This is a genomic window from Pseudonocardia sp. TMWB2A (assembly GCF_017312135.1).
On sequence record NZ_QKQY01000002.1, the window covers coordinates 2,436,367 to 2,458,930 of the forward strand.

General features: G+C 75.0%; 19 protein-coding genes. 8 read left to right on the plus strand and 11 right to left on the minus strand.

Annotated elements, in window-relative coordinates; genetic code table 11:
* The first annotated feature begins 11 nt into the window (after positions 1 to 11).
* Entirely contained in the window at positions 12 to 611 is a 600-nt protein-coding gene (locus tag DMP17_RS26260) for a hypothetical protein (protein ID WP_337830907.1), read from the plus strand.
* Here DMP17_RS26260 and DMP17_RS26265 read toward each other — a convergent pair.
* The 7 genes from DMP17_RS26265 to DMP17_RS26295 form a co-directional block, all read right to left on the minus strand.
* Complete coding sequence (locus DMP17_RS26265) at positions 608 to 1,255, minus strand: maleylpyruvate isomerase N-terminal domain-containing protein (protein ID WP_226354382.1); 648 nt, start codon at positions 1,253 to 1,255, stop codon at positions 608 to 610. The genes DMP17_RS26260 and DMP17_RS26265 overlap by 4 nt on opposite strands.
* Positions 1,252 to 2,205 (minus strand): ketopantoate reductase family protein, encoded by a 954-nt coding sequence (locus tag DMP17_RS26270; protein WP_337830908.1) that lies wholly within the window; start codon positions 2,203 to 2,205, stop codon positions 1,252 to 1,254. The genes DMP17_RS26265 and DMP17_RS26270 overlap by 4 nt, the downstream gene beginning before the upstream one ends.
* Before the next feature lie 15 nt (positions 2,206 to 2,220).
* Positions 2,221 to 2,559, minus strand: a complete 339-nt coding sequence (locus DMP17_RS26275; protein WP_337830909.1) for an MmcQ/YjbR family DNA-binding protein — start codon at positions 2,557 to 2,559, stop codon at positions 2,221 to 2,223.
* 43 nt (positions 2,560 to 2,602) lie between these two features.
* Positions 2,603 to 3,325, minus strand: coding sequence for an alpha/beta fold hydrolase (locus tag DMP17_RS26280; RefSeq protein ID WP_337830910.1), 723 nt, complete (start codon positions 3,323 to 3,325; stop codon positions 2,603 to 2,605).
* Positions 3,326 to 3,334: 9 nt separating this feature from the next.
* Positions 3,335 to 4,159 (minus strand): hypothetical protein, encoded by an 825-nt coding sequence (locus tag DMP17_RS26285; protein WP_337830911.1) that lies wholly within the window; start codon positions 4,157 to 4,159, stop codon positions 3,335 to 3,337.
* 67 nt (positions 4,160 to 4,226) lie between these two features.
* The gene (locus tag DMP17_RS26290) at positions 4,227 to 4,559 is read right to left on the minus strand and encodes a hypothetical protein (RefSeq protein ID WP_226368003.1); all 333 of its coding nucleotides are present in this window, start codon (positions 4,557 to 4,559) and stop codon (positions 4,227 to 4,229) included.
* A gap of 284 nt (positions 4,560 to 4,843) precedes the next feature.
* Positions 4,844 to 6,868 carry an Hsp70 family protein gene (locus DMP17_RS26295; protein ID WP_337830912.1) on the minus strand — a complete coding sequence of 675 codons (2,025 nt, stop codon included), beginning with the start codon at positions 6,866 to 6,868 and terminating at the stop codon, positions 4,844 to 4,846.
* A 246-nt stretch (positions 6,869 to 7,114) separates the two neighbouring features.
* On the opposite strand from DMP17_RS26295, the gene DMP17_RS26300 reads away from it, so the two are divergent.
* From DMP17_RS26300 to DMP17_RS26315, 4 genes are all read left to right on the plus strand, one after another.
* Complete coding sequence (locus DMP17_RS26300) at positions 7,115 to 7,930, plus strand: hypothetical protein (RefSeq protein WP_226354389.1); 816 nt, start codon at positions 7,115 to 7,117, stop codon at positions 7,928 to 7,930.
* A gap of 123 nt (positions 7,931 to 8,053) precedes the next feature.
* Entirely contained in the window at positions 8,054 to 8,845 is a 792-nt protein-coding gene (locus tag DMP17_RS26305) for an IniB N-terminal domain-containing protein (protein ID WP_226368006.1), read from the plus strand.
* A 166-nt stretch (positions 8,846 to 9,011) separates the two neighbouring features.
* Entirely contained in the window at positions 9,012 to 10,841 is a 1,830-nt protein-coding gene (locus DMP17_RS26310; RefSeq protein ID WP_337830913.1) for a dynamin family protein, read from the plus strand.
* Complete coding sequence (locus DMP17_RS26315; protein ID WP_337830914.1) at positions 10,838 to 12,316, plus strand: dynamin family protein; 1,479 nt, start codon at positions 10,838 to 10,840, stop codon at positions 12,314 to 12,316. Before DMP17_RS26310 ends, DMP17_RS26315 begins: the two co-directional genes overlap by 4 nt.
* Positions 12,317 to 12,319: 3 nt before the next feature.
* On the opposite strand, the gene DMP17_RS26320 is transcribed toward DMP17_RS26315, so the two are convergent.
* Entirely contained in the window at positions 12,320 to 14,920 is a 2,601-nt protein-coding gene (locus DMP17_RS26320) for a helix-turn-helix transcriptional regulator (protein WP_337830915.1), read from the minus strand.
* A 107-nt stretch (positions 14,921 to 15,027) separates the two neighbouring features.
* On the opposite strand from DMP17_RS26320, the gene DMP17_RS26325 reads away from it, so the two are divergent.
* Entirely contained in the window at positions 15,028 to 15,660 is a 633-nt protein-coding gene (locus tag DMP17_RS26325) for an IspD/TarI family cytidylyltransferase (protein WP_337830916.1), read from the plus strand.
* On the opposite strand, the gene DMP17_RS26330 is transcribed toward DMP17_RS26325, so the two are convergent.
* A complete protein-coding gene (locus tag DMP17_RS26330) occupies positions 15,653 to 17,302 on the minus strand; it encodes a GMC oxidoreductase (protein WP_337830917.1) in 1,650 nt (549 codons plus the stop codon). The genes DMP17_RS26325 and DMP17_RS26330 overlap by 8 nt on opposite strands.
* A 117-nt stretch (positions 17,303 to 17,419) precedes the next feature.
* Here DMP17_RS26330 and DMP17_RS26335 point away from each other — a divergent pair, with 117 nt between their 5' ends.
* Positions 17,420 to 18,055, plus strand: a complete 636-nt coding sequence (locus DMP17_RS26335; protein WP_337830918.1) for a helix-turn-helix domain-containing protein — start codon at positions 17,420 to 17,422, stop codon at positions 18,053 to 18,055.
* On the opposite strand, the gene DMP17_RS26340 is transcribed toward DMP17_RS26335, so the two are convergent.
* Positions 17,986 to 19,173 carry a class I SAM-dependent methyltransferase gene (locus DMP17_RS26340; protein ID WP_226354395.1) on the minus strand — a complete coding sequence of 396 codons (1,188 nt, stop codon included), beginning with the start codon at positions 19,171 to 19,173 and terminating at the stop codon, positions 17,986 to 17,988. The two genes, DMP17_RS26335 and DMP17_RS26340, sit on opposite strands and share 70 nt — an antisense overlap.
* Positions 19,174 to 19,235: 62 nt before the next feature.
* Positions 19,236 to 20,417 (minus strand): peptidoglycan recognition protein family protein, encoded by a 1,182-nt coding sequence (locus DMP17_RS26345; protein WP_337830919.1) that lies wholly within the window; start codon positions 20,415 to 20,417, stop codon positions 19,236 to 19,238.
* Between the two features lie 254 nt (positions 20,418 to 20,671).
* On the opposite strand from DMP17_RS26345, the gene DMP17_RS26350 reads away from it, so the two are divergent.
* Complete coding sequence (locus tag DMP17_RS26350) at positions 20,672 to 22,498, plus strand: acyl-CoA dehydrogenase (protein ID WP_337830920.1); 1,827 nt, start codon at positions 20,672 to 20,674, stop codon at positions 22,496 to 22,498.
* Positions 22,499 to 22,564: the final 66 nt, after the last annotated feature.

A 22,564-nucleotide genomic window follows, 5' to 3' on the forward strand; every position in this document is an offset into this window, starting at 1 on the left:
GACGTGGGGACATGACGAGCACCGTCGAGCGGGGAAGCACCGGGCCGGAGCAGCCGTGGTGGGGTGGGCCGCTACCGCGCGTGCCTCAGCCGCCGCCGGCGTGGGCGGGACCGGTCGCGCCGGACGTCCCCGCCGGGCTCGGCCCGGTGCCCCCGGGACGACCCGTGACGGGGACCGGGCCACGCCGGGGCTGGGTCGTGCTGGGCGTCGTCGGGGCGCTGCTGGGTGTGGCGATGCTCGGTGCGGCCGCGGGGGCGCACCGCACCATGGACGTGACCGGTGCCGTGACCCTGACCAGCACCTACGCGACCCTGCCGCCGCACAGCGCGTGCAACGGGGCCGGGCTCTACAGCTGGCTCGACAGCGGTACACCCGTGACGATCACCGATGCGAACGGCGAGATCGTCGGCGCGGGCGTCCTCGGCGACGGGACGTCCGGCGCGGGGACGAGCTGGTCGGGCTACTCCTCGACGTGCACGTTCTCGTTCTCGATCGACGACGTCACCGCCCGGGACGACTTCTACCGGATCGCCGTGGGCAGCGGCGCGACCGGCGGCGTGCCGTTCTCCCGCGCGCAGCTGCAGGACGGGCCCGTCAGCATCACCTACTAGCCCAGGACGGGCGTCATCCCCGGCTCCCGCCCGGTGGCGGCGAGCGCGAGGGCGGTGTCGTCCCCCCACCCCGCGACGACGTCGGGACCGGCCAGCCGGGTCACCGTCTCCCGCACCACCGCGAGCCCCGACGCGGGCGGGGCCGGTGCGTCCGGCAGCGCGACGGTCATGTCCAGGTGGTGCACCACGACCTCGACGACCCAGGTGCCGACGAAGTCCCCGACGTCGAGGACGTGTCCCTGGAACTCCAGCCGGTACGGCGCGTCCAGGTCCGCGACGAGCCGGCGCAGGCCACGCAGCGTCATCGCGACGTGGACGATCTGCCCGGTCGGGCGGGCGTATGCGGCCGCGACGGCGCGGGCGAAGCGCTCGTGCGCCCAGCCCGGCGCCCCGGACCCGGGCGGCGTCGCGGTCCAGTAGGTCGCGAGGTCGACGTCGGCGGGGCGGTCGGTGCGGGCGGGGAACCCGGCGAGCATCTCGACCAGACCCAGGTGCAGGTGCGCGAGGACGTCCGCGGCGAGCCAGCCGTGGCAGCGGCTGCGGGCGTGCAGGCCGGTGTCGTCGACGTGGTCGAGCAACGCCGACAGCCCGTCGAGCGCGTCGAGGAACGCCCGGCGCGCCACGTCGAGCGGGTAGGCCGTCACAGCAGGTCCGCACCGGACCGCGACGCCGGCCGCTCCCCGGCCGCGGCCATCTCCTCGGCCACCCGCATCAGCTCGGTGTTGACCGGGGTCGCGATCCGGTGCGCCGCGCCCAGGGCCACGATCTCGCCGTTGAGGTAGCGGGCCTCGATGGAGCCGGTCCCGCGCTGCAGGCTCTGCCACGACGACGAGCCCCGCCGCGTCGCGCCCGCGACCGGCCGCTCGGTGATGGTGCCCTCTCGGCGGACGCGGTCGTCGTCGCCGGTCCGGGCGGTGATCCCGGCCGCGTCCAGGACGGCGCGGCCCTCCGCGGTCACGGCCTCGACGAGGCGGGGCGCGTCGGGGTCGTCGAGCCCGCAGACCGCGTCGACGGCGTTGGCCAGGTTCGTGAGCAGCTTGCCGTACTTCGCGGCCATCACGTCCGGGTCGGCGCGGGACGAGAACCCGGCCGCGGTGAGGTCGGCGACGATCGCCTCGGTCGTGGCGTCGACACCGGAGGGGAACCGGCCGACGTCGAGCACGCCCGGGACCGGCGACGACGACGCGACGACCACCCCCGGCTCGTAGTGCTCGGCCGGCAGGATCACCAGCATCGCCTGCACCCGGTCGGTGCGGCGCGCGGCGAGCCGCTCGTTGGCGACGCCGTTCTGCGCGCACACCACGGTGATCCCGGGGGCAGCCTTGAGCAGCGCGGCCAGCGGCGGCGGGGTGTCCTGCGACTTGACGGCGAGGATCGCGACGTCGTCGGGGGTGGGTCGGGCCTCGCCGACCGTGCCCACGGCCTGCACCGGATGGGTGGTCGACCCGTCCGGGGTGTCGAGACGCAGGCCGCGCTCGCGGATCGCGTCGAGGTGCGCGCCCCGGGCGACGACCACGACCTCCCGCCCGGCCGCGTGCAGCCGCGCCGCGATCGTCCCGCCGACGGCCCCTGCCCCGATCACCACGTAGCGCACGACGACGATCCTGGCTCAGTCGTCGCGCCGGCGCACCACCGACGGCGGGGCCTTCCGCCGCCACGCCTCCTCGACGAGCTCCGCGAGCTGCTCCGCGTCGACCCGGTCGAGGTCGACGAGGATCGAGCCGTGGCCGTCGTAGTGCGGGGTCGTGAAGTAGGCCGGATCGCCCGACGCGAGCAGCGCCTCCTTCTCCTCGAGCGAGCACATCAGCACCAGCCCGCCCTCGGCCTCGGTGCGCAGCCGGGCGAAGCCCTTGCCACGGACCTTCAGCGACGGCGTCCGGTACCAGGTCGACTCCTCGACCTCCGGCAGCCCGGACCCGATCCGCACCACGTCGTCCCAGCTCGGCATGGGGTCATGGTGCCCGCGGCGGGCGCTGCGCGTCGTGGAGGAATCAGACCAGGTGGGCCGCGAGGAACCGGTCGACGGCGGCGCGGCCGTCGGCGACGTGCGGCTCGACCTTCCACTGCTCGACCAGCTCCGCGCCCGGCGCGAGCCCGGCGAGGCGGCGCGACACCGGCTCCGGGTGGAAGGCGTCGATCCCCATCAGCACCAGCCACGGCGTCGCGACGTGGGCGAGCGCCTCGTCGGGAACGGAGTACAGCATCCCGCCGCCGCCCCACATGTTCGTGCGGAACGCGGCCCAGTCGTCGTCGGGGACCCCGGGGTGGTCGGCCTCGATCCCGGCGCGCCAGCTCTCGAAGCTCTTCTCGAACAGGTGCTGGTTGTCGGCGCGGCCGATGGGCTGCAGCGCGACCGCGGCCCGGACGCGTTGCGGGGCGGTGACCAGCAGGTTCGCGATGTAGGCGCCGCCGATGCACATGCCGAGCACCGCGCACTCGGAGACGCCGAGGTGGTCGAGCAGGGCGAGCTGGTCGGCGGTGTAGGTGTCCCAGCCGTCGCTGCCGTGGACCTCGGCGACCGAGGACCCGGCGTTGCGCTGGTCCATCGCGATGACGCGGTACCGCTGAGCGAGGTGGGCGACCGGGTCCCAGGGGGCGTTGCCCCAGGCCGCGATCGTCGAGTTCATGCCGCCCGGGGCGAGCAGCAGCACCGGGAACCCCGTGCCGTGCTCCTCGTAGTGCAGGGTCACACCGGGGCGCTCGAAGGAGGGCATGGCCCGAAACTAGGCCACCCGCGGGGGAGTCCGCTTCTCCGGACGGCGCCGCGCCAGGATGGAGGTGCCGTAGACGACGAGCGCCAGCCCGAGCAGCAGCAGCCACCACAGACCGGGGCGGACGGTGTCGTCGAGCAGGGTGATGCCGACCAGCCCGGGCACGACGACCTGGGTGACCATGTAGAGCGCGGTCACCGTGGAGACGTCGCCGAGCTGCAGCGCGCGGGCGTAGTTGTACAGGCCGGTCAGCGCCATGCCGACCAGGATGTAGACCAGCGGCTCGCGCAGCAGGCCGGCCAGGTCGACGCCCTCGGACACGTGCATCGCGCGGATGCAGACCGAGCCGCCGCCCAGCCCGAGCCCGGCGAGCACCGCCGACGGCCACGGCTTGGTCGAGTTCGTGATCGCCAGCGTCACACCCATGATCACGACCAGCGCCGCGATCAGGACGGCGACGGTCGTGCCGTGGCCGGTCAGGGCCTGCTTGCGCTCGGTCCCCGCGCTGCCGGCGACGAACGCGAGCCCGAGCATGCTGGCGCCGATGGCGAGCCGGTGCACCGGCCGCAGCCACTCGCCGCGGAAGTAGCGGGCGTACAGGGCGGTCATCGCGATGGCCCCGGCGAGTGTCGCCTGCACAGCGAAGATGGGGATGAACTGCAGCGCGACGACCATGCAGAGCCAGGTGACGATGTCCATCGCGATCCCGCCGAGGAACCGGGGGCGGGCCAGGACGGCGCTGGTGCGCCCGCCCTGGTTGGCCGCGTCGGCCTGGAGGATGGCGGCGACGGTGCTGCAGAGCATCGCGAACACCGCGAAGAGCATGCCGATCAGCACGGGCGGGCCCGGGTCAGGGCACGGGCGGCACGCAGGATGATCGGCACCGGCCGATTGTGACGTACTGCTACCGGGTGCCGGCCGGGCGGGCGTCCGACGGGGCGGGCCGCTGCTCGGGCAGCGCCGCGGGCATCTCGAAGAAGCCGCTCATCAGCCCGCTGCCGGGCTGCTCGTCACGCGTACCGGCGGCGGCCTGCCAGGGGGACGTGCCGCCCTGGGTCGCGCGGCGCTGCGCCAGCACGGCCCGCGGGCGCTCGGTGAGGACCAGGATGCCGACCGTCAGGGCCACCCCCACCAGCAGCGGCCCTCCGACCACCAGGATGGGCCAGCCCACCACGACATACGCGAGCACCAACGCACCCGCCGCCATGCCGATGACCGCCCCCGCCAACCGCGTCACCACGCGCCCCTCTCACACCGTGCCCGAACCGTGACGACCAGTGTTTTACCACGTCGGAGGGGGTGGACACGGGCGACGCGACGCGGTAGCAGTCACACCTTCGGGCACGGCCGTATCGCATAGTGCATGGGGCCGAGCCGGCGTGGGGGCTCCCGTGTCCACGCCGGCCCGGCGGTCCGAATCATCCCGCTCCGGGGTCCGGGCAGGACGGGGTGGGGGTCACTCGGCGCTGTCGTCGCAGCGCAGAGGGTGATCAGTGATCGATTCCTTGTCCGACAGGATGATCACGCAGCCGCACCCGCGGCCGGGGTGGTCGACGTCGGCGCGGGGGCCGTGGTCGTCGGGCCCGGGACCGGGGTGGTCGGGTCGGTGGTGGGCGGGGTGGTGACCGGCGGCGGGGTGGTCGGGTCGGGCGCGCCGTCCTTCACCGGAGTCGTCGGCGCCGGGGTGGTCGGCTTCACCGGGGTCGTCGGAGCCGGAGCCGGGACGACCGGGGCAGCGGGGGCCGGAGCCGGGGGGACGGCCGCGACCGGAGCGGCGGCACCCGCGGCGGGGCGGGCCGCAGTACCCCCGGTGGCCGTGCCACCCGAGGCACCGGCGCCACCGGTGGCGGCGTGTCTCCCGCCCACGGGGGCACCCGCGGCCGGACCGGCGGCGACGCCGGCGGCCGGGGCGGCCCCCGGGGCGACCGGGGCCGGCGCGACGGCCGGTGAGCTCAGCACGGGGGCCGCGCTCAGCTCACCGATCCCGGGGCTCGTCGTGGGCCAGAACAGCAGCGCACCCGCGATGGCGGCGGCACCGGCGAGACCACCGGCACCGACCACCAGGCGCTGCCGGGTGACCGTGGCGCGACGGGCGGTGGCCGGGGCGTCCCGGGTGACCAGGGTGTCCGGGGCGGGCCGCTCCGGGCGGGCGGCGGACGGTGCGGGCGGCTGTCCGGCCCCGAGGACCGAGGTCCGTGCGGGGGCGGGGGGCTGCGCCGTACGGGGGCGGGGGACCGCGGTCAGCGGGCCGGTCGGCGGCTCCGGGTCGAGCAGCGCGACGGCCGTGGCGGCCGCGGCGGGCTGCTCGGTCCGTGCGGTCCGCTCCCGCTCGCCGCGGGTCGGCCACGCCGGGGTGGTCCGGTCGGTGCGCTCGGTGGCGTCCGGCCCGGGCCGGTCCCACGGGCTGCGCCCGGCCGGGTCGACGGGCTCGCGGGGCGCGGGGACACCGGTCAGCGGCGCCATCCGCACACCGGGCCAGGAGGTCCCGGCCCCCGGAGCGACGGCCAGTGCGGCACCGCGGGCGGCGTCGGCCACCGGATCCGCGACGACGGCGACCGGGCGGCCCAGTGCCGCCGAGACCGCCTGCACCACGACCGGCATCCGCGCGGCACCGCCGGCGAGCAGCACCTCGGCGTCGGGGGCGGCGGCGACGACGTCCTGCACCAGGTCGGCGACCGGCTCGAGCAGCGGGCGGGTGAGCTCGTCGAGGTCGGAGCGGTGGATCCGGACCGCGGTCCGCAGGCCGGGCATCTCCACCCGGACGGTCGCGACGGTGTCCCGGGACAGCAGCTGCTTGGCGGCGCGGCACTCGTCGCGCAGGGCGGTCAGGGCGGCGACGGTCCGCGGGTCGTCGGGGTCGAGCGCGTCGAACGCGGCGGCCGTGGCCGGGGAGGAGGACCGGACGAAGGCGAACACCGCGTCGTCGACGTCGGCGCCACCGGTCCGGCAGCTCAGCGTGCGGCCGACGGCGTCGGGCAGCACCCCGGGTGCGGCCGCCGCCAGCACGGTCGCGGTGGTCCCGTTGCCTCCCAGGTCGACGACGGCGAGAGGCCCCCCGGCCGGCACGACGGCGCGGTGGGCGAGCGCGACGGCCTGCGGCGCGGTCACCAGGGAGACGGTCAGCCCGCGGCGACGCAGTGCGGCGGCCAGCAGGTCGCGCTTGTGGCGTCCCCAGCCCACCGGGCAGGTGACGCCGATCCGCGACGGCGGGCCGCCGTGCCGGGTGGACACCTCGTCGACCAGGACGCGCACCAGCCGGGCGCACAGGTCCTCGGCCGCGTAGGCGTAGCCGCCCAGCGAGAGCGGGGTCGGGTCCCCGACCCGGTCGAGGAAGCCGCGGGCGACGCGGTCCGGCTCGGCCGGGGCCCGGCGACGGGCGGGCTCACCGCACAGCAGGTCACCCCCGGGCGTCGCGACCAGCACCGCCGGGAGCACGTCGCTCCCGTCGCGGCCCCCCAGCCGCACGGGCTCCGCGGCACCGCCCGTGCGCAGCACGGCAGCGGTCACCGAGGTGGCCCCCAGATCGATCCCGAGCAGGTACGACATCACTGCTCCCCCCTCGTCGAACCGGCACGCCGGCGTAGTCCTCTCGCGAGACCCATCGACGGGGGCGGCCCCGGTGTTAGCCCGTGCGGCGCAGCAGTTCGAGGTTGGGGACCGATCCCCTAACGGCCCCCCTGGGGACCCGGAGCGATCCCCGATGGCCGGACCGGCCGGCGCCCCTAGCTTTCGTCATCAACACCGGTCGTCGCCGACGGACCGGTCACACCCCGAGCGACACCGGAGGCCGTCATGGCTGCACACGACATCTCGCTGATCGACTTCATCAAGCTCCTGCTCGGCAACGGCTCCGAGAGCATCCAGGTCCGCGACTGGTTCAACGACAACCCGAACGCGGTCCTGCAGCACTACGGCCTCTCCGAGCTGTCCCCGGAGGACGTCCGCGACGCGCTGGTCATCGCGCAGGACAACGACACCGTCTCCTTCGACCGCCACTACGACACCGGCTTCAACTGGGGCGGCGGCGACAAGGGCGGCTGGAGCGAGGGCAAGGGCGGCCACGGCGACCACGGCCACAAGGCCGCCGCGTCCCACGAGAACGTGCACGTCAAGGACGTGTGGCACACCGAGAACATCGACGACCGCGACACCATCGTCGACAACTCCGTGAACCAGCACATCGACACCCACGGTGGCGACTTCGACCAGGACATCGACATCCGGTCGACCTCCGCCTCCGGTGACGGCGCGGTGGCCGTCGGCGGCGACAACAACGCCCCGGTCACCACCGGCAACGGCAACGTCGTCGGTGACGGCAACCAGGTCGTGGCCGGCAACGGCAACACCACCGCCTTCGGCGAGGGTTCGGCCTACAAGACCGGCGACATCTCCGCGAGCAAGGGTGGCGCGGTCTCGCTGGGCGGCGACGCGAACGGCTCGCACGACGCGACCGACTCGTTCAACAAGACCTGGAACGAGTCGCACCAGACGACCGACATCAGCGACTCGTACAACACGGACAACAGCGTGGACACCCACACCACCGTGGACGACCACAGCCACACCGACATCGCCTCGCACAACGACGTCGACCTGTCCGTCGGCTGACCCAGCGCTCCGCCCGGTGACCGGGCCGGGACGCCCCCGACCCCGGCCCGGTCACCACCTCCCGCACCACCCGAACCCTCCGTCGAGCGCCCGAGCCCGGCGGCATCCCATGAGGAGAACGTCATGTCCGTCGAGAAGTCGCTGATCCAGTTCATCCTGGACCTGCTCAAGGACCCGAAGGCTCTGGCCGAGTTCAAGGAGGACCCGCACGGCATGCTCGCCCAGTGCGGCCTGTCCGAGGTCTCCGCCGACGACGTCCGGGACGCGCTCGTCCTGGCCCAGGACAACGACGACGTGTCGTTCGACCGTGACTACAACACCGGCGGCGGCCACGGCGGTCACGGCCACCACACCCCGCCCCCGCCGCCCGTCCACCACGGCGAGGACCCGGTCAAGTACATCGACAAGTACGTGACCAACAACCACTACACCACCAACATCGACGACCGCGACACCATCATCGACAACTCGGTGAACCAGAACGTCGACACCGGCGGCGGCGACTTCAACCAGTCGATCGACACCAAGACCACCGTCGCGTCCGGCGACGGCGCGGTGGCCGTCGGCGGCGACAACAACGCCCCGGTCACCACCGGCGACCACAACGTGGTCGGCGACGACAACCAGGTGGTGTCCGGCGACGACAACACCACCTCGTTCGGCTCGGGCTCGGCCTACAACACCGGCGACATCTCCGCCGACAAGGGCGGCGCCGTCTCCCTGGGTGGCGACGCCACCGGCTCGAACGACGCGTCGGGCTCGTTCAACGACACCCACAACGAGTCGCATTCCTCGGTCGACGTCGACGACTCGTACAACACGGACAACAGCCAGTACGCCGAGTCGCACACCGACGACCACAGCCACACCGACCTCCTGTCGCACAACGACGTCTCCGCCGACGTGGCCCTCTGATCCGGTAGCGCTGCTCCGGGCGGATCAGTAGGGTTCGCCCGCCCGGACCGGCCGGCCCCGGTCACCCACCCGTGGGTGACCGGGGCCGTCGTCGTTCGTGTATCCATGACGGGAACGTGACGGGTGGTGTGGGGCACCATCCGCGGAGCGACGGGGGGAAACGGTCGTGGCAGTGCCGGAGGCGGTCGCACTCGTCGACCTGGCCCTCAAGGCGGTGACTGCCTACGACCGCCCCGACCTGGCACCGCGGCTGCGGCAGACGAGGGCGCGCCTGACCGATCCGGTCGTGCGGGTGCTGGTCGTCGGCGAGTTCAAGCAGGGCAAGAGCCAGCTGGTGAACGCGCTGGTCAACGCCACCGTGTGTCCCGTCGACGACGACATCGCCACCGCCGTGCCGACGCTCGTGCGCTTCGGCGAGGAGACCTCGGTGACCCTCGTGCGCGAGGCCCCCGGCCCCGACGGGGCGGCGACCGAGCAGGCCGAGCGGACCGTCGTCGGGCTCGACCAGCTCGCCGAGCACGTCTCCGAGGCCGGCAACCCCGGTAACCGGGCCCGCCTCACCCGCGCCGAGGTGACGCTGCCCCGCAAGCTCCTGCAGAGCGGGCTGGCGCTGGTCGACACCCCCGGCGTCGGCGGGCTCGGGTCCGCGCACGGCGCCGCGACGATGTCGGCCCTGCCCACCGCGGACGCGGTGCTGCTGGTCTCCGACGCCAGCCAGGAGTACACCGCCCCCGAGCTCGACTTCCTGCAGGCCGCGCGCAAGCTCTGCCCGAACGTCGCCTGCATCGTCACCAAGACCGACCTGTACCCGCACTGGCGCCGGATCGTCGACCTCGACCAGGGCCACCTGCGCACCGCCCGGGTCGACGCCGAGCTGCTGCCGGTCTCCTCCGCGCTGCGGCTGCACGCGGCCCGCACCCAGGACCTCGACCTCATCGCCGAGTCCGGCTTCCAGGCGCTCACCAGCTTCCTGCTGCGCAAGGTCGTCGGTGCCGCCGACGACCTGGACCGCCGTTCCACCAGCCAGGACGTGCTCGTCACCTGCCAGGCCCTCGAGGCCACGATGCGGGCCGAGCTGATGTCGCAGAAGGACCCGGAGAAGGCCGGCCAGCTCGCCCGCGAGCTGGAGGCCGCGCGGTCCCGCGTCGACGAGCTGCGCCAGCGCTCCGCGCGCTGGCAGACCACGCTCACCGACGGCGTCGCCGACCTGATCGCCGACATCGAGTACGACCTGCGCGACCGGCTGCGCGCGGTCTCCCGCGACGCCGAGCAGCTCCTCGAGGACGCCGACCCGGCCGACATCTGGGAGCAGTTCGCCGAGTGGTTCCACAAGCAGGTGGCCCACGCCGTCGCCCAGAACTTCGTGTGGACGACCGAGCGCGCCCGCTGGCTGGCCGAGCAGGTCGCCGAGCACTTCGCCGAGGCCGTCGACGTGACCCTGCCCGAGCTGCGGGTCGCCGGCGGCTCGGTGGCCGGACTGGTCGACCCGCTGGAGATGCCCGCCGACGAGAAGTTCGGCATCGGGCAGAAGCTGTTCGTCGGGGCCCGCGGCGGCTACGGCGGCATGCTGATGTTCGGTCTCGCCTCCACCTTCGCCGGGATCGCCCTGCTGAACCCGCTGTCGGTCGGCGCCGGTCTGCTGTTCGGTGCCAAGACCGTGCGCGACGAGAAGAAGCGCATGAAGCAGCGGCGCCAGGCCGACTCGAAGAACGCCGTGCGCCGGCACATCGACGAGGTGACCTTCCAGGTCGGCAAGGACTCGCGGGACAACCTGCGCCGGATCCAGCGCGACCTGCGCGACCACTTCACCACCGTCGCCGACGAGCTGTCCGAGGCGCTGAAGGAGTCCGTCGCGGCCGCGCAGACCGCCCTGAAGGACGACGCCGAGCGCCAGCAGCGCGTCGCGGACCTGGAGGCCGAGCTGGAGCGGGTCACCGGCCTCGCCGAGCGGGCCAGGGCGCTGGCCGCCGCCGTGGGCACCGGGGCGTCGGCGTGAGCGCGCTCACCGAGCAGACCCGGGCGCTGCTGCGCCGCACGCTGGACGCCTACGGCGACTCCCCGCAGGCCGCGGGCTGGCTGCGCCACCACCTCGACCGGTTCGACGAGCCGCTGCGCGTCGCGATCGCCGGCAAGGTCAAGGCCGGCAAGTCCACATTGCTCAACGCCCTGGTCGGCGAGCGGATCGCCCCCACCGACGCGGGCGAGTGCACCCGCATCGTCACCTGGTACGCCGACGCGCCCGCGCCGGGCGTGCGGATGCACCTGCGCTCCGGCGCGGACCGCCCGCTCACCCTGGCCCGGCGCGACGGCGCGCTGCAGATCGACCTGCAGGGCGCCCGGGTGGAGGACGTCGACCGGCTGCACGTCGACTGGCCGTCGCAGCACCTGCGGCGCACCAACCTCATCGACACCCCCGGCATCGGGTCGCTGACCGCCGACGCGGCCGGCCGGGCCGGAGAGTTCCTGACGCCGGAGGACACGCCGTCGCCCGCCGACGCCGTCGTCTACCTGATGCGTCACCTGCACGCCGGTGACGTGCGGTTCCTGGAGGCCTTCCACGACCGCGGCGTCGCCCGCGCGACCCCGGTGAACACCATCGCGGTGCTGTCGCGCGCCGACGAGATCGGGGTCGGCCGGCTCGACGCGCTGATCTCCGCGCGCCGGATCGCACGGCGCTACCGCGGCGACGACAAGCTGCGGGGGCTGTGCCAGACCGTCGTCGCCGTCGCCGGGCTGCTCGCCGAGACCGCCCGCACCATGCGGCAGGACGAGTACGTCGCGCTCACCGAGCTGGCCGCGCTCCCGCGGGGCGACGTCGAGGCGCTGCTGCTCTCGGCCGACCGGTTCGGGCGCACCGACCTCGACCGGCCCGACGCCGCCACCCGGATCGCGCTGCTGGAGCGGTTCGGTCTGTTCGGCGTCCGGCTCGGGACGACGCTGATCCGCCAGGGTGTGAAGGACCCGACCGCGCTGGCCGACGACCTGGTGCGCCGCTCCGGTCTCGACGAGCTGCGCTCGGTGCTCGACACCCAGTTCTCCGAGCGCCGCGACCTGCTCAAGGCCCGCTCCGCGCTGCTCGCCGTCGACCTCGTCCTGACCCGCGAGCCCCGCCCGGCGACGGCCGCGCTGCGTGCCGAGGTGGAGCGGATCCTGGCCGGGGCGCACGAGTTCGTCGAGCTGCGGGCGCTGGCCGACCTGCGCGCCGGGAAGATCGTGTTCCCGCCCGAGGCACTCGCCGACGCCGAACGGCTGCTCGGTGGCGAGGGCGGCTCAGCGGCGGCCCGGCTCGGCCTCGACGGTACCGCCGGCCCGCGCGAGGTCCACGACGCCGCCTCCGAGGCGCTGCGCCGCTGGCGGCGGCGGGCGGAGAGCCCGCTGACCGGGCGGGCGTCGGCGGAGGCCGCCCGGATCGTGGTGCGGTCCTGCGAGGGGCTGCTCGCCGAGGCGTCCCGCCCGCACGCGCACCACTGAGCCCTACCCGCGGTCGCCCAGGATCCGGCGGAGCTCGTCGAGCAGCTCGCTGCGGCCGCCCACCCCGAGACGCTGACGCATCCGGGCCACGTGGTGCTCGACGGTCTTCGCCGAGATGAACAGCGCCTCACCGATCTCGCGTTGGGTGCGCCCCTGCACGACGAGCTCGGCGACCTCCAGCTCGCGCTCGGACAGCAGACCCGACGCGGACGGTTCCGGGGCGGCCTCGACGGGCGCCGGGGCCGCGGCGGCGGGCTCCTCCGCGACCGGGCCGGGCTCGTCCCCGGGGGGTGGGACGGTCCCCTGGCGCAGGTCCGTCCCCGCCGCCTGCAGGGCCCGCGCGCAGGCCAGCAGGGCCGACACCGCGCGCCGGTCCCCGGTCCGCAGCGCCGCCTGCCCGGCGAGGCGGCCGCCGTCGAAGGACAGGCCGACGGCGTGCAGCCCGCGGGCGGCGGCCTCGACCTCGGCCGCGTCGACCCGGTCCTCCAGCACGCCCACCCAGTGCGGGGCCGCCGTCGCCATGGCGTGGGCGAAGCGGCTGCCGCAGGCGGCGCTCTGCAGCTCGTCGGAGCGGGCGCGGGCGGCCTCGACGTCGTCGGTGAGCACCGCGGCCTGCAGCCGCGCCCAGTGCAGCGGGGCGGCCCACAGTGCCGGCCGGCCGAGCCGGTCGAGCAGCGCGTCGGCCTCGGCGAGGTGCGGGGCCACCCAGCTCTCCTCCCGCAGCCGCGACGCCGCGGTCACCAGCTCCCCGAGGGGCTGCAGCACGTAGAGGTCGACCGGGTGCCGGACGATCGCCTGCCGGGCCCGCGTCCAGGACCGCATGAGGGCGCCGAGGTCGGACTGGCGGCGGGCGATCGCGACCTGCAGCGCGGCGGCGAGGAACTCGTCGCGCGGTTCGAGGGGGTCGTCGCCCGCGTCGACGGCGGCGAGCCGCTCCGACGCCGGACCGGTCGCGCCGCGCAGCAGCGCGATCCAGCCGAGCAGCAGCCGGTGCCGAGCCCGGGCGGGCGCGCCGCCGAGCCCGGTCCGCAGGGCGCGGTCCAGTACGGACGCGGCGACGTCGAACTCCCCGGTGTGCACGGCCACCAGGGCGGCCAACGCGGCCGGGGTGTCGGGGAGCAGCGCGGCGCCGTGCGCGGTCTCCAGCAGACCGGCGGCGCGGGCCAGGCCGGACAGCGCGGCGGTCGGGGAGCCCTCGACCGAGTCGAGCATGCCGCGGGCGGTGAGGTCGTCGGCGCCGTCGACGAGGGTGGGCGCGCGGCCGGCGACGAACCCGGGACCGTCGCCGTCGACCCCGACGACGGCGCGGGCCTCCTCCAGCGCCCCGGTCCCGATCAGGACGGGCACGGCCGCCGCGGGCGGGCGCTCCCCGGACACCGCCGCGGTCCACCGGTACAGCTCGGCGCTGCGTGCCAGCAGCCCCCGCCGGGCGAGGACGGCGGCCGCGACCGACCCGGCGCGGACGGCGTCCTCGGCCTCGACGGCGTCGGTCGCGGACAGCACCGAGTCCGCGTGCCCGAGCGCGCCGTCGAGGTCCCCGGCGACCAGGTGGGCCTGCGCGCGGTGCGCGGCGACGGTCAGCGGGGGCGCCCCCGCGGCGACGGCCTCGGCGTAGAACCGGACCGCGTCCGGGCTCTCCGCGCGGGCCGCCTCGGCCGCGGCGGCCCGGAACACCGCGGCGGCGCGCTCCCCGGTGGCCCCGGACCCGCGGAGGGTGCGGGCGACGGCGAGCACGCTCCCGCCGCGGTCGAGCTCGATCTCGGCGAGGTGGCGGCGCAGCTCGGCCCGCCGGGCCGGCGCGACCCGGGTGCGGATCGCCTCGGCGACCAGCGGCACGACCCGCCCGTCGGGGGTGCAGAGCCCGGCGGCGACGGCCCGGCCGGACAGCTCGTCGAGCTCGGCGATCTCGGCGCCGACGCCGATGCCGGCCGCGTCGGAGATCCCGAGCAGCGGGACGAGCACCTCGCCGTCGACCGGGGCACCGAGCGCGAGCGCGGTGACCAGCTCGACCACCCGCGGGTCCTCGGCGTCGACGGCGTAGCCGATCTGCTCGGCGAGCTGCGGCGGCACCGGCCCGCCGACCCGTCCGTGGGCGAGCAGCCGGTCGACCAGCACCGGGGCCCCGGCGGTGCGCTCGGCGACGACCCGGACGGCCTCGTCGGAGATCCGCACCCCGGCGACGCGGGCGGCCCGGGCGGCGATCCCGGCGGCGTCGAGCGCACCCAGGACCAGCGGCGGCGCGGCGGCGGCCAGCGTCGCGCCGAGCCGGGCCAGCGCGCGGCTGCGCGGCCACGGACGGAACGCGACGACCAGCCGGGCGTCCGGACGGCCCGCGCGCCCGCGCAGGTCGGCCAGCTCGTCGTCGCCGAGCTCGTGGGCGTCGTCGACGACCGTCACGTCCTGCCCGGCTCCGGCCTCGGTCCACACCCGGACCAGCTCGCGCAGTACGGTCGACTTGCCCGCACCCGCCGGGCCGGTGACGGCCACCAGGCGCGGTGCGGCCGGGTCCTCGGCGACGGCCCGGACCAGCGCGACCGCGGCGGGGGCCCCGGCGAGCGGGCCGGTCGACGCGGCGGGCGTGGGGGACGTCGTCGGTGCCGCCATCCTCGTCCGCCCCTCCCGGTCGCCCGATCGGGTCGCCCGATCGGGGACGGCCGAGGCTATCGGGTGCGGTGTCCGGTTCCCCCGCCGGACCCGGCAGGATCACCGGAGTGCGTGACCACGTGTGGGCGATCGTGCTGGCGGGCGGCCGGGGGCTCCGTTACGGCCGGCTGAAGCAGCTCGACGAGCTGGCCGGGTCCCGGCTGGTCGACCACACCGTCGCCGCCGCCCGGCGCACCTGCGACCGGGTCGCGCTGGTGCTGCCGTCCGGGGTGGACTGGGACGGCGAGCCGGTCGACGCGCTCGCCGTCGGCGGGGACCACCAGTCGGAGTCCCTGCGGGCCGGGCTGGCCGTCGTGCCCGCCGAGGCGGGGGTCCTGGTGCTCGCCGACCCGGCGCACCCGCTCGCCGCCGACCGGATCTTCACCGCGGTGGTCGAGGCCGTGCGGGCGGGCGCCGACGGTGCGGTGCCGGTGGTCCCGCTGCTGGAGGTGGTGCAGCGGGTGCGCGACGGCGTCGTCGTCGACACCCTCCCCAAGCAGGACGCGGTGGTCACGCAGTCGCCGCAGGCGTTCCGCGCCGACGTGCTGCGTGCCGCGCACGCCGACGCGCCCCGGCCGGTGGAGAACTCCGGGATGCTCGCCGCGCTCGGCCACCGCGTGGTGACGGTGCCGGGGGACCCGGCGAACCTGCACGTCGCAACCCAGGAGGACCTGGCCGTCGTCCGGCGTCTGGTCAGATGAGCGTGCCGACGTCCTGTTCGACCAGGTCGTCGGTGGCCCGTTCGACGACGGCGGCGATCGTCATCGACGGGTTGCAGGCGGCCGTCGTGCCGGGCATCAGCGACCCGTCGAGCACGTAGAGACCGCGCTGGCCCCGCACCCGGCCCGCGACGTCGCAGACCGTGCCGATGCAGGCCCCGCCCAGCGGGTGCCAGGTGGTCGGCACCGCGTAGGTGGTGTCGAGGAAGGTGCCCCGCACCCCGGTGATGCGCCCCATCCGCTCGTGGATGCGCGCGGTCAGGGTGGCGTCGCCGTCGAGCGGCCAGTCGACGACGCCCTCCTGCCGGACCGGGTCCCAGCCCATCCGGCCGCGGCCGGCGCTGACGCCGTAGCCGACGAGCATCGTCGTGGTGCGGCCGAGGCCGAGCGGCAGCGGCGGCAGCGACGCCTGGATGACGGTGTTGGCCGTGGCCGGGTCCGCCCAGTCCTTCGTCCCGAACACCACCGGGCCGCCCTGGGTCGCGCCGAAGTCCTCGACCAGGGAGTTCCAGGTGCAGATCCGGTCGCCGTTGGTGCCCCAGTTCTCGCCGAGCGCGTCGGGCAGGTCCGGGACCGTGTCGTGCGCGCGGGCCCGCAGCAGCAGCCGGTTGGTGTTCTGGGTGCCCGCCGCGAGCACCAGCGCCGGAGTCGTGACGATCTTCTTCTCGAGCACGGTGCCGGTCTCGTCGATCCGGTCGACGTGCGCCTCCCAGCGCCCGTCGGCCGCGCGGACGACGTCGGTGACCTGGTGCAACGGGGCGACCGTGACCCGCCCGGTCGCCTCGGCGGCGGCGAGGTAGGTGACGTCGACGGTGTGCTTGCCGCCGTTGTTCACGCCGAACGCGGCGTCGCCGTTGGTGTAGGCGGGCGTCATCTCGCCCCGCAGCTCGGCCAGCGCGTAGTCCCAGTCGATCGGCATCGGGATCTTCTCGACCTCGTAGCCGGCGGCCTCGGCCCGGTCGCGGAAGACCCGCGGGGCGCGGTACGTCGGCGAGTCGATCAGCTCGTCCGGGGCGGTGTCCAGGCGGAGCATCCGCGCGACCCGCGGGTAGTGCTCGCGGGCGAGCACGTCGTAGTCCAACTCGCGGGGCATCGTCGCGGCGAACACCTCGGCCGAGGGCTGGAGCGTCATCCCCTGGTAGAGCAGCGAGCCCCCGCCGACGCCCGCCGCGCAGAACGCGTCCATCCCGTTGCCGCCGACGCGCTCCAGCAGGCCGGTGTAGCGGCCGGGGGACAGCGGGACGGCGCCCGGGGTGCTCGCGGTGGGGCGTCCGAGCAGCACCGACAGCGGGTTCGGCGGTCCGTCCAGGGGGTCGGCGACGGTGTCGAGCCAGAACAGCCTGCGGTCGGGGTCTGTCGTGACCCGGGGGAAGGTCTCGGCGTCCGGGCCGGTGGCCCACCGCCGTCCGCGTTCGAGGACGAGCACGTCCACACCGGCCTCGGCCAGGCGCAGCGCGGTGACCCCGCCGCCGAACCCGGAGCCGACGACGACCACCCGGCGCTCCTCCCGGGTCACGCGCACCCGGGACGGCGCGGCGGCGAGCGCGGTGCCCGCGCCGAGGACCCCCAGCCCGGCGACGCCGGCAGCACCCAGCAGGACCGACCTGCGGCTGATCGAGCGCATCGGGGAGCTCCTCTCGGAAAGACACCCGACTGGACACCTGTCCACCCGTAGTGGATCACGGTAGCGGCACCGCCCGGCGCCCCGGGACCGGGGCGGTCGACGGCTAGGCTGGGGCCGGTGGACGGAGCATTCTCCCGGCGGAGCGAGGTCGCGCCGGCGACCCGGGACCGGCTGCTCACGGCCGGGGCCGAGGAGCTCGCCGACAGCGGCGCCGCGACGTTGACCGTGCGCCGGGTCGCGCGCCGGGCGGGGCTGTCCGCGGCCACCGCGTACAAGGTGTTCGCCTCGAAGGAACACCTGCTCGCCGCGGTGTTCCTCGCCCACCTGCGCAGCGCACCGGGCGCCGAGCCCGCCGCGGACCTGCCGGTCGAGGAGCGCCTCGCCGGCTACGTCGACGGTCTGGTCGCCGCCCTCGACGGCGGCGGCGACCTCGACACCGCGCTGCGGTCGGTGTTCCTCGGCCACGACCCGGACGCGCGCCGGATCCGGGACTCGGTCGTCGCCGACTTCCAGGAGCGGTTCGACCGGGTCTGCGGCGACGACCTCACCGGCGACGCGCGCCGCACCGCCCGGCTGCTGCTCGCGGGCACGCTGGTGCTGACCGGGACCGGCATCGACGACGCCGCCGCGGCCCGTGCGGAGCTCGTCCGGGCCGTCCGCGCGCTGCGGCCGGCCCCGGCCGGTCAGACCGCGAGCAGCTCCGTCGACCCGAGCCCCAGCTCGTCGAGCGTGGCGCGCACCTCGCCGGTGTAGACCGGGTTCATCAGCAGCACCGACCGCGGGGGCGAGTCCAGCAGGTCCTTCGGGGCGCGGATCGGCAGCCCGAGCCCGCCCATGAAACGCCCCTGCAGGCCGGGGTTGATGTCGACGACCGCGCCGACCGCGCCGGTCCCCTCCGCCCCGCCCTCGACGACGTTGAGGAAGGTCAGCCCCTTCGCCCCGCCACCCCAGACGACCACCTCGTCGCCGGTCGCGGCCCGGCCGCCGAGCCACTCCCGCCAGCGTCCGACCTGGTCCGACACCCGGGTCGCGAAGTCCCGGCAGGCGCTGCGCAGCGCCTCGCGCAGGTGCGGCTCCAGCTCGGGCGCGCCCGGCGTCCCGTCCGGGCCCGCCTCGGCGACGACGTACTGGTCGGCGTAGGTCAGCCGCACCTGCGGGTCGGAGAAGCCGACCCCGGTCAGGAACGTCCGCATGGTCGCCGGGGTGAAGTAGGAGCAGTGCTCGTACTGCAGGTCCCAGAAGGCGCCCTCGTCGAGGATCCGGCCCAGGTCGGGCACCTCGGCGAGCAGCGCCCGGCCGCCGCCGCGACGCAGCCCGGCGTACAGCTCCGCGCCGAAGACGGCGAGGTCGGGGATGTGCTCCAGGGTGTGCCGGCAGACCAGGGCGGCGGTGTCCGGCTCGACCTGGTCACGGGCGAACTCCGCGGGGACCGCGGTGAGCCGGTCCGCCAGCTCCGGGCGGACCCGCTGCGGCACGAAGTGCGGGTCGATCCCGGTCACCCGGCCGACGCCGGCGCCGAGCAGCTCGGCGGCGAAGTCGCCGGACCCGCACCCCACCTCGACGACGTGCCGCCCGGCCAGCCCGAACCGCGCGACCCAGTCCGCGGTGATCTCCGCGGCGTAGGCGGCGAAGCGGGGGGAGTGGTGCTGGGACTCCTCGTGGTCGCCGGTGTAGTCGAGCAGCCCCGGGTCGAAGTCGCGGTTGAACACCAGCCCGCAGCGCTCGCACAGCACGAGCACCTGGTCACCGGTGGCCACGGAACGCGCCGAGACCGGGTCGGGCAGCACCGCGGTGCCGTGCACCGGCAGCCCGGTCGCGGAGAAGAACGGGTCGCTCGCGGGCGCGTCGCACGCGGGGCAGCGGTTCAGCACCGGGCGAGACTAGCGGCAGGCCGTCACCCGTCCGTGCGGGCGCTCCGCCCGGGACCGGGCCCTCAGCGGTTCAGCACGCCCTGCGGGTCCTGCGCGTCCGGGACGGCGCTGCCGGAGGTCCCGAGCAGCTTCTGCCACTGCGGGTGGTCGACGACGTCGGGCACGCTCTCCACCCGTCGTGCCGCCGCGAGCACCTCGACGGCACGGGCGGCGTCGTCCTCGGTGCCCGCGCGCACCGTGCGGGCCAGCTCCGGCCAGGTCTCCCCGCCGAGCAGGCCGTTGACGTCGTCGGCGCGGTGCGCGCGCTGGAACTCGGTCACCGCGGCCGCGGTGCGGTCGTCGAACCGGCCGTCGGGCTTCCCGGTCAGCGACCCGGCGTCGCGCAGCAGGTACTGGGCCGCCTCGACCATCGGGCCGCGGTCGCCGGTGCGCAGCAGCGGCCAGCTCGCCTTGGTCGCCTCGGTGCGCGAGAGCCGTCTGCCCAGCAGTCCCGCCACCTCGCGGCGCAGCCGGGGCAGCGCGGCGTAGAGACGGTCGCCCGGGCAGAGGGTGTTGCGGTAGTCGCGGTGGCCGTAGAGCTCGGTCGGGGCGATGCCGTAGCGCAGGCAGATGTAGGCGCAGGTGACGCGCAGCGAGTTCCACAGCGCCGGGGTCGGGTCGACCCCCATGTAGGTGCCCTCGTTCTCGATGCCGATCGCGATGACGTTCTGGCCGGGCGAGTGCGCCCCCTCGACGACGCGGCGGCCCCCGTTGAGCTCGCCGAGGCTCCAGAGCCTGCCCTCCATCACGTGCCCGCCGCGCGAGATCGTGAAGTGCTGCCCCGAGTCGAGCCAGCCGTTGCGGTCCATGTGGTAGCTCTGGATCGCCCTGGCCATCCGGTGCGCGGCGCCGACGCTGTAGTCGTTCGTGTTCGCCCCGGCCGTGTGGTGCACCAGGATCCGGATCGGGCGCCGGTCCCAGATCTTCGGCGGGAACTTCGGCTTGCGCGCGCCCCACTCGAAGCAGCGCGCGATGTAGGGGACCGGCACGCCCTCGGCGAGCGGCCCGGCACCGGCCGGGCCGGGCATGCCGTCCGGCCCCGGGACCGCCGACGGGCCGGGCACCGGGCCCGTGGCGGGCGGAGCGGGATCGGTGGTCGGCGGCGGCCCGGCGAACGCCCGGCCGGGCAGGACCAGGCCCGCGCCGGCGACCGCACCCCCGACCAGCAGCCCGCGGCGGCTCCAGCTCTGTCCCGGCTCGCCCATCGCTGCTGCCCCCCTCGGCGGCACCGCGCCGGCACCGCCTCCGTCACACACGCCACATACGTCCCGTGCGACTCCGCATTCTCTCGGTTCACGGGAAAAGGACGGCGCGGGCGCGCCGGTCGAGCGCGTCACACGGGTGGGCGGTCCCTGAACCCGCACCTGCACCTTGCTCCGGTTACCGGTCAGTAATACTCTGGAGTCAGTTACCGGCCGGTAAGTCGATCGGCCCTGGCACGAACGGCGGTGAAGGACGGATGGGCCACTACAAGAGCAACGTGCGCGACCTCGAGTTCAACCTCTTCGAGGTGTTCGAGGTACAGGATCACCTCGGGACGGGACCCTTCGAGGACGTCGACGTCGACACCGCCAAGGGCGTGCTGTCCGAGCTGTCGACCGTCTGCACCGGCCCGCTCGCCGAGCATTACGCCACGATCGACCGCAACCCGCCGGTCTTCCACCCCGAGGACCACACGGTCACCACCCCGCAGGAGCTCAAGGACGCCTACAAGGTCCTCTGGGACGGCGAGTGGTGGCGCCTCGGCCTGCCGAACGAGCTGGGCGGCATGGGCATCCCGCCGTCCGTGCAGTGGGCCGCCGCCGAGCTGATGTGCGGCTCCAACCCGGCCATCTTCATGTACATGGCCGGCCCGAACTTCGCCTCGATCCTCTACAAGAACGGCAACGAGGAGCAGAAGCGCTGGGCCCAGCTGATGATCGACCGCGGCTGGGGCGCCACCATGGTGCTGACCGAGCCGGACGCGGGCTCCGACGTCGGCGCCGGCCGCACCAAGGCGATCCGGCAGGACGACGGCAGCTGGCACATCGAGGGCGTGAAGCGCTTCATCACCTCGGCCGAGCAGGACTTCACCGAGAACATCATGCACCTGGTGCTGGCCCGCCCCGAGGGCGCGAAGGCCGGCACCAAGGGCCTGTCGCTGTTCCTGGTGCCGAAGTTCCACTTCGACACCGAGACCGGCGCGCCCGGCGAGCGCAACGGCGCCTTCGTGACCAACGTCGAGCACAAGATGGGCCTCAAGGCGTCGACGACGTGCGAGCTCACCTTCGGCGCGCACGGCACCCCCGCCGTCGGCTGGCTGCTCGGCGAGGTCCACGACGGCATCGCGCAGATGTTCCAGGTCATCGAGTACGCCCGGATGATGGTCGGCACCAAGGCCATCGGCACCCTGTCGACCGGCTACCTGAACGCGCTCGAGTTCGCCAAGGAGCGCGTGCAGGGCGCGGACCTGACGAAGATGACCGACAAGACCGCGCCGCGGGTCACGATCACCCACCACCCGGACGTCCGCCGCAGCCTGATGCTGCAGAAGGCGTACGCCGAGGGCATGCGCGCCGTCTACATCTACACCGCGACCTTCCAGGACAAGGTGCGCCTCGGTGGCGAGGACGCCGCGCTCGCGGAGAAGGTCAACGACCTGCTCCTGCCGATCGTCAAGGGCGTCGGCTCCGAGCGCGCCACCGAGCAGCTCGTGCAGTCGCTGCAGACCCTGGGCGGGTCGGGCTTCCTGCAGGACTACCCGATCGAGCAGTACATCCGGGACGCCAAGATCGACTCCCTCTACGAGGGCACCACCGCGATCCAGTCCCAGGACTTCCTGTTCCGCAAGATCGTCCGGGACAACGGCCAGGCGCTCGCGCACGTCGCGGGCGAGGTCCAGGCGTTCATCGACTCCGACGCGGGCAACGGCCGGCTCAAGGAGGAGCGCGAGCTCCTGCGCACCGCGCTGACCGACGTGCAGGGGATGCTCGGCACGCTGACCGGCTACCTCTACGGCTCCACCAAGGACGTCACCGAGCTGTACAAGGTCGGCCAGCACACCGTGCGGCTGCTGATGGCGGTCGGCGACCTGCTCGTCGGCTGGCTGCTGCTGCGCCAGGCCACCGTCGCGCTCGCCGCGCTGGGCACCGACGGCGTCTCCGCGAAGGACCGGGCCTTCTACGAGGGCAAGGTCGGCGTCGCGACCTTCTTCGCGAAGTCCGTGCTGCCCCGCCTGACCTCGGACAAGGCGATCATCGCGAACGCCGACAACGAGCTCATGGAGCTCGACGAGGCCTCGTTCTGATCCGGTTCCGATGACGAAGGGCCCCGGGCGCGGACTCCCCGCCCGGGGCCCTTCCTCGTCGTGCCC

Coding starts and splice junctions, on each gene's coding strand:
- DMP17_RS26260 (WP_337830907.1), top strand. CDS start 12: ATGACGAGCACCGTCGAGCGGGGAAGCACCGGGCCGGAGCAGCCGTGG.
- DMP17_RS26275 (WP_337830909.1), bottom strand. CDS start 2,559: ATGCCGAGCTGGGACGACGTGGTGCGGATCGGGTCCGGGCTGCCGGAG.
- DMP17_RS26280 (WP_337830910.1), bottom strand. CDS start 3,325: ATGCCCTCCTTCGAGCGCCCCGGTGTGACCCTGCACTACGAGGAGCAC.
- DMP17_RS26295 (WP_337830912.1), bottom strand. CDS start 6,868: ATGTCGTACCTGCTCGGGATCGATCTGGGGGCCACCTCGGTGACCGCT.
- DMP17_RS26300 (WP_226354389.1), top strand. CDS start 7,115: ATGGCTGCACACGACATCTCGCTGATCGACTTCATCAAGCTCCTGCTC.
- DMP17_RS26305 (WP_226368006.1), top strand. CDS start 8,054: ATGTCCGTCGAGAAGTCGCTGATCCAGTTCATCCTGGACCTGCTCAAG.
- DMP17_RS26320 (WP_337830915.1), bottom strand. CDS start 14,920: ATGGCGGCACCGACGACGTCCCCCACGCCCGCCGCGTCGACCGGCCCG.
- DMP17_RS26330 (WP_337830917.1), bottom strand. CDS start 17,302: ATGCGCTCGATCAGCCGCAGGTCGGTCCTGCTGGGTGCTGCCGGCGTC.
- DMP17_RS26345 (WP_337830919.1), bottom strand. CDS start 20,417: ATGGGCGAGCCGGGACAGAGCTGGAGCCGCCGCGGGCTGCTGGTCGGG.
- DMP17_RS26350 (WP_337830920.1), top strand. CDS start 20,672: ATGGGCCACTACAAGAGCAACGTGCGCGACCTCGAGTTCAACCTCTTC.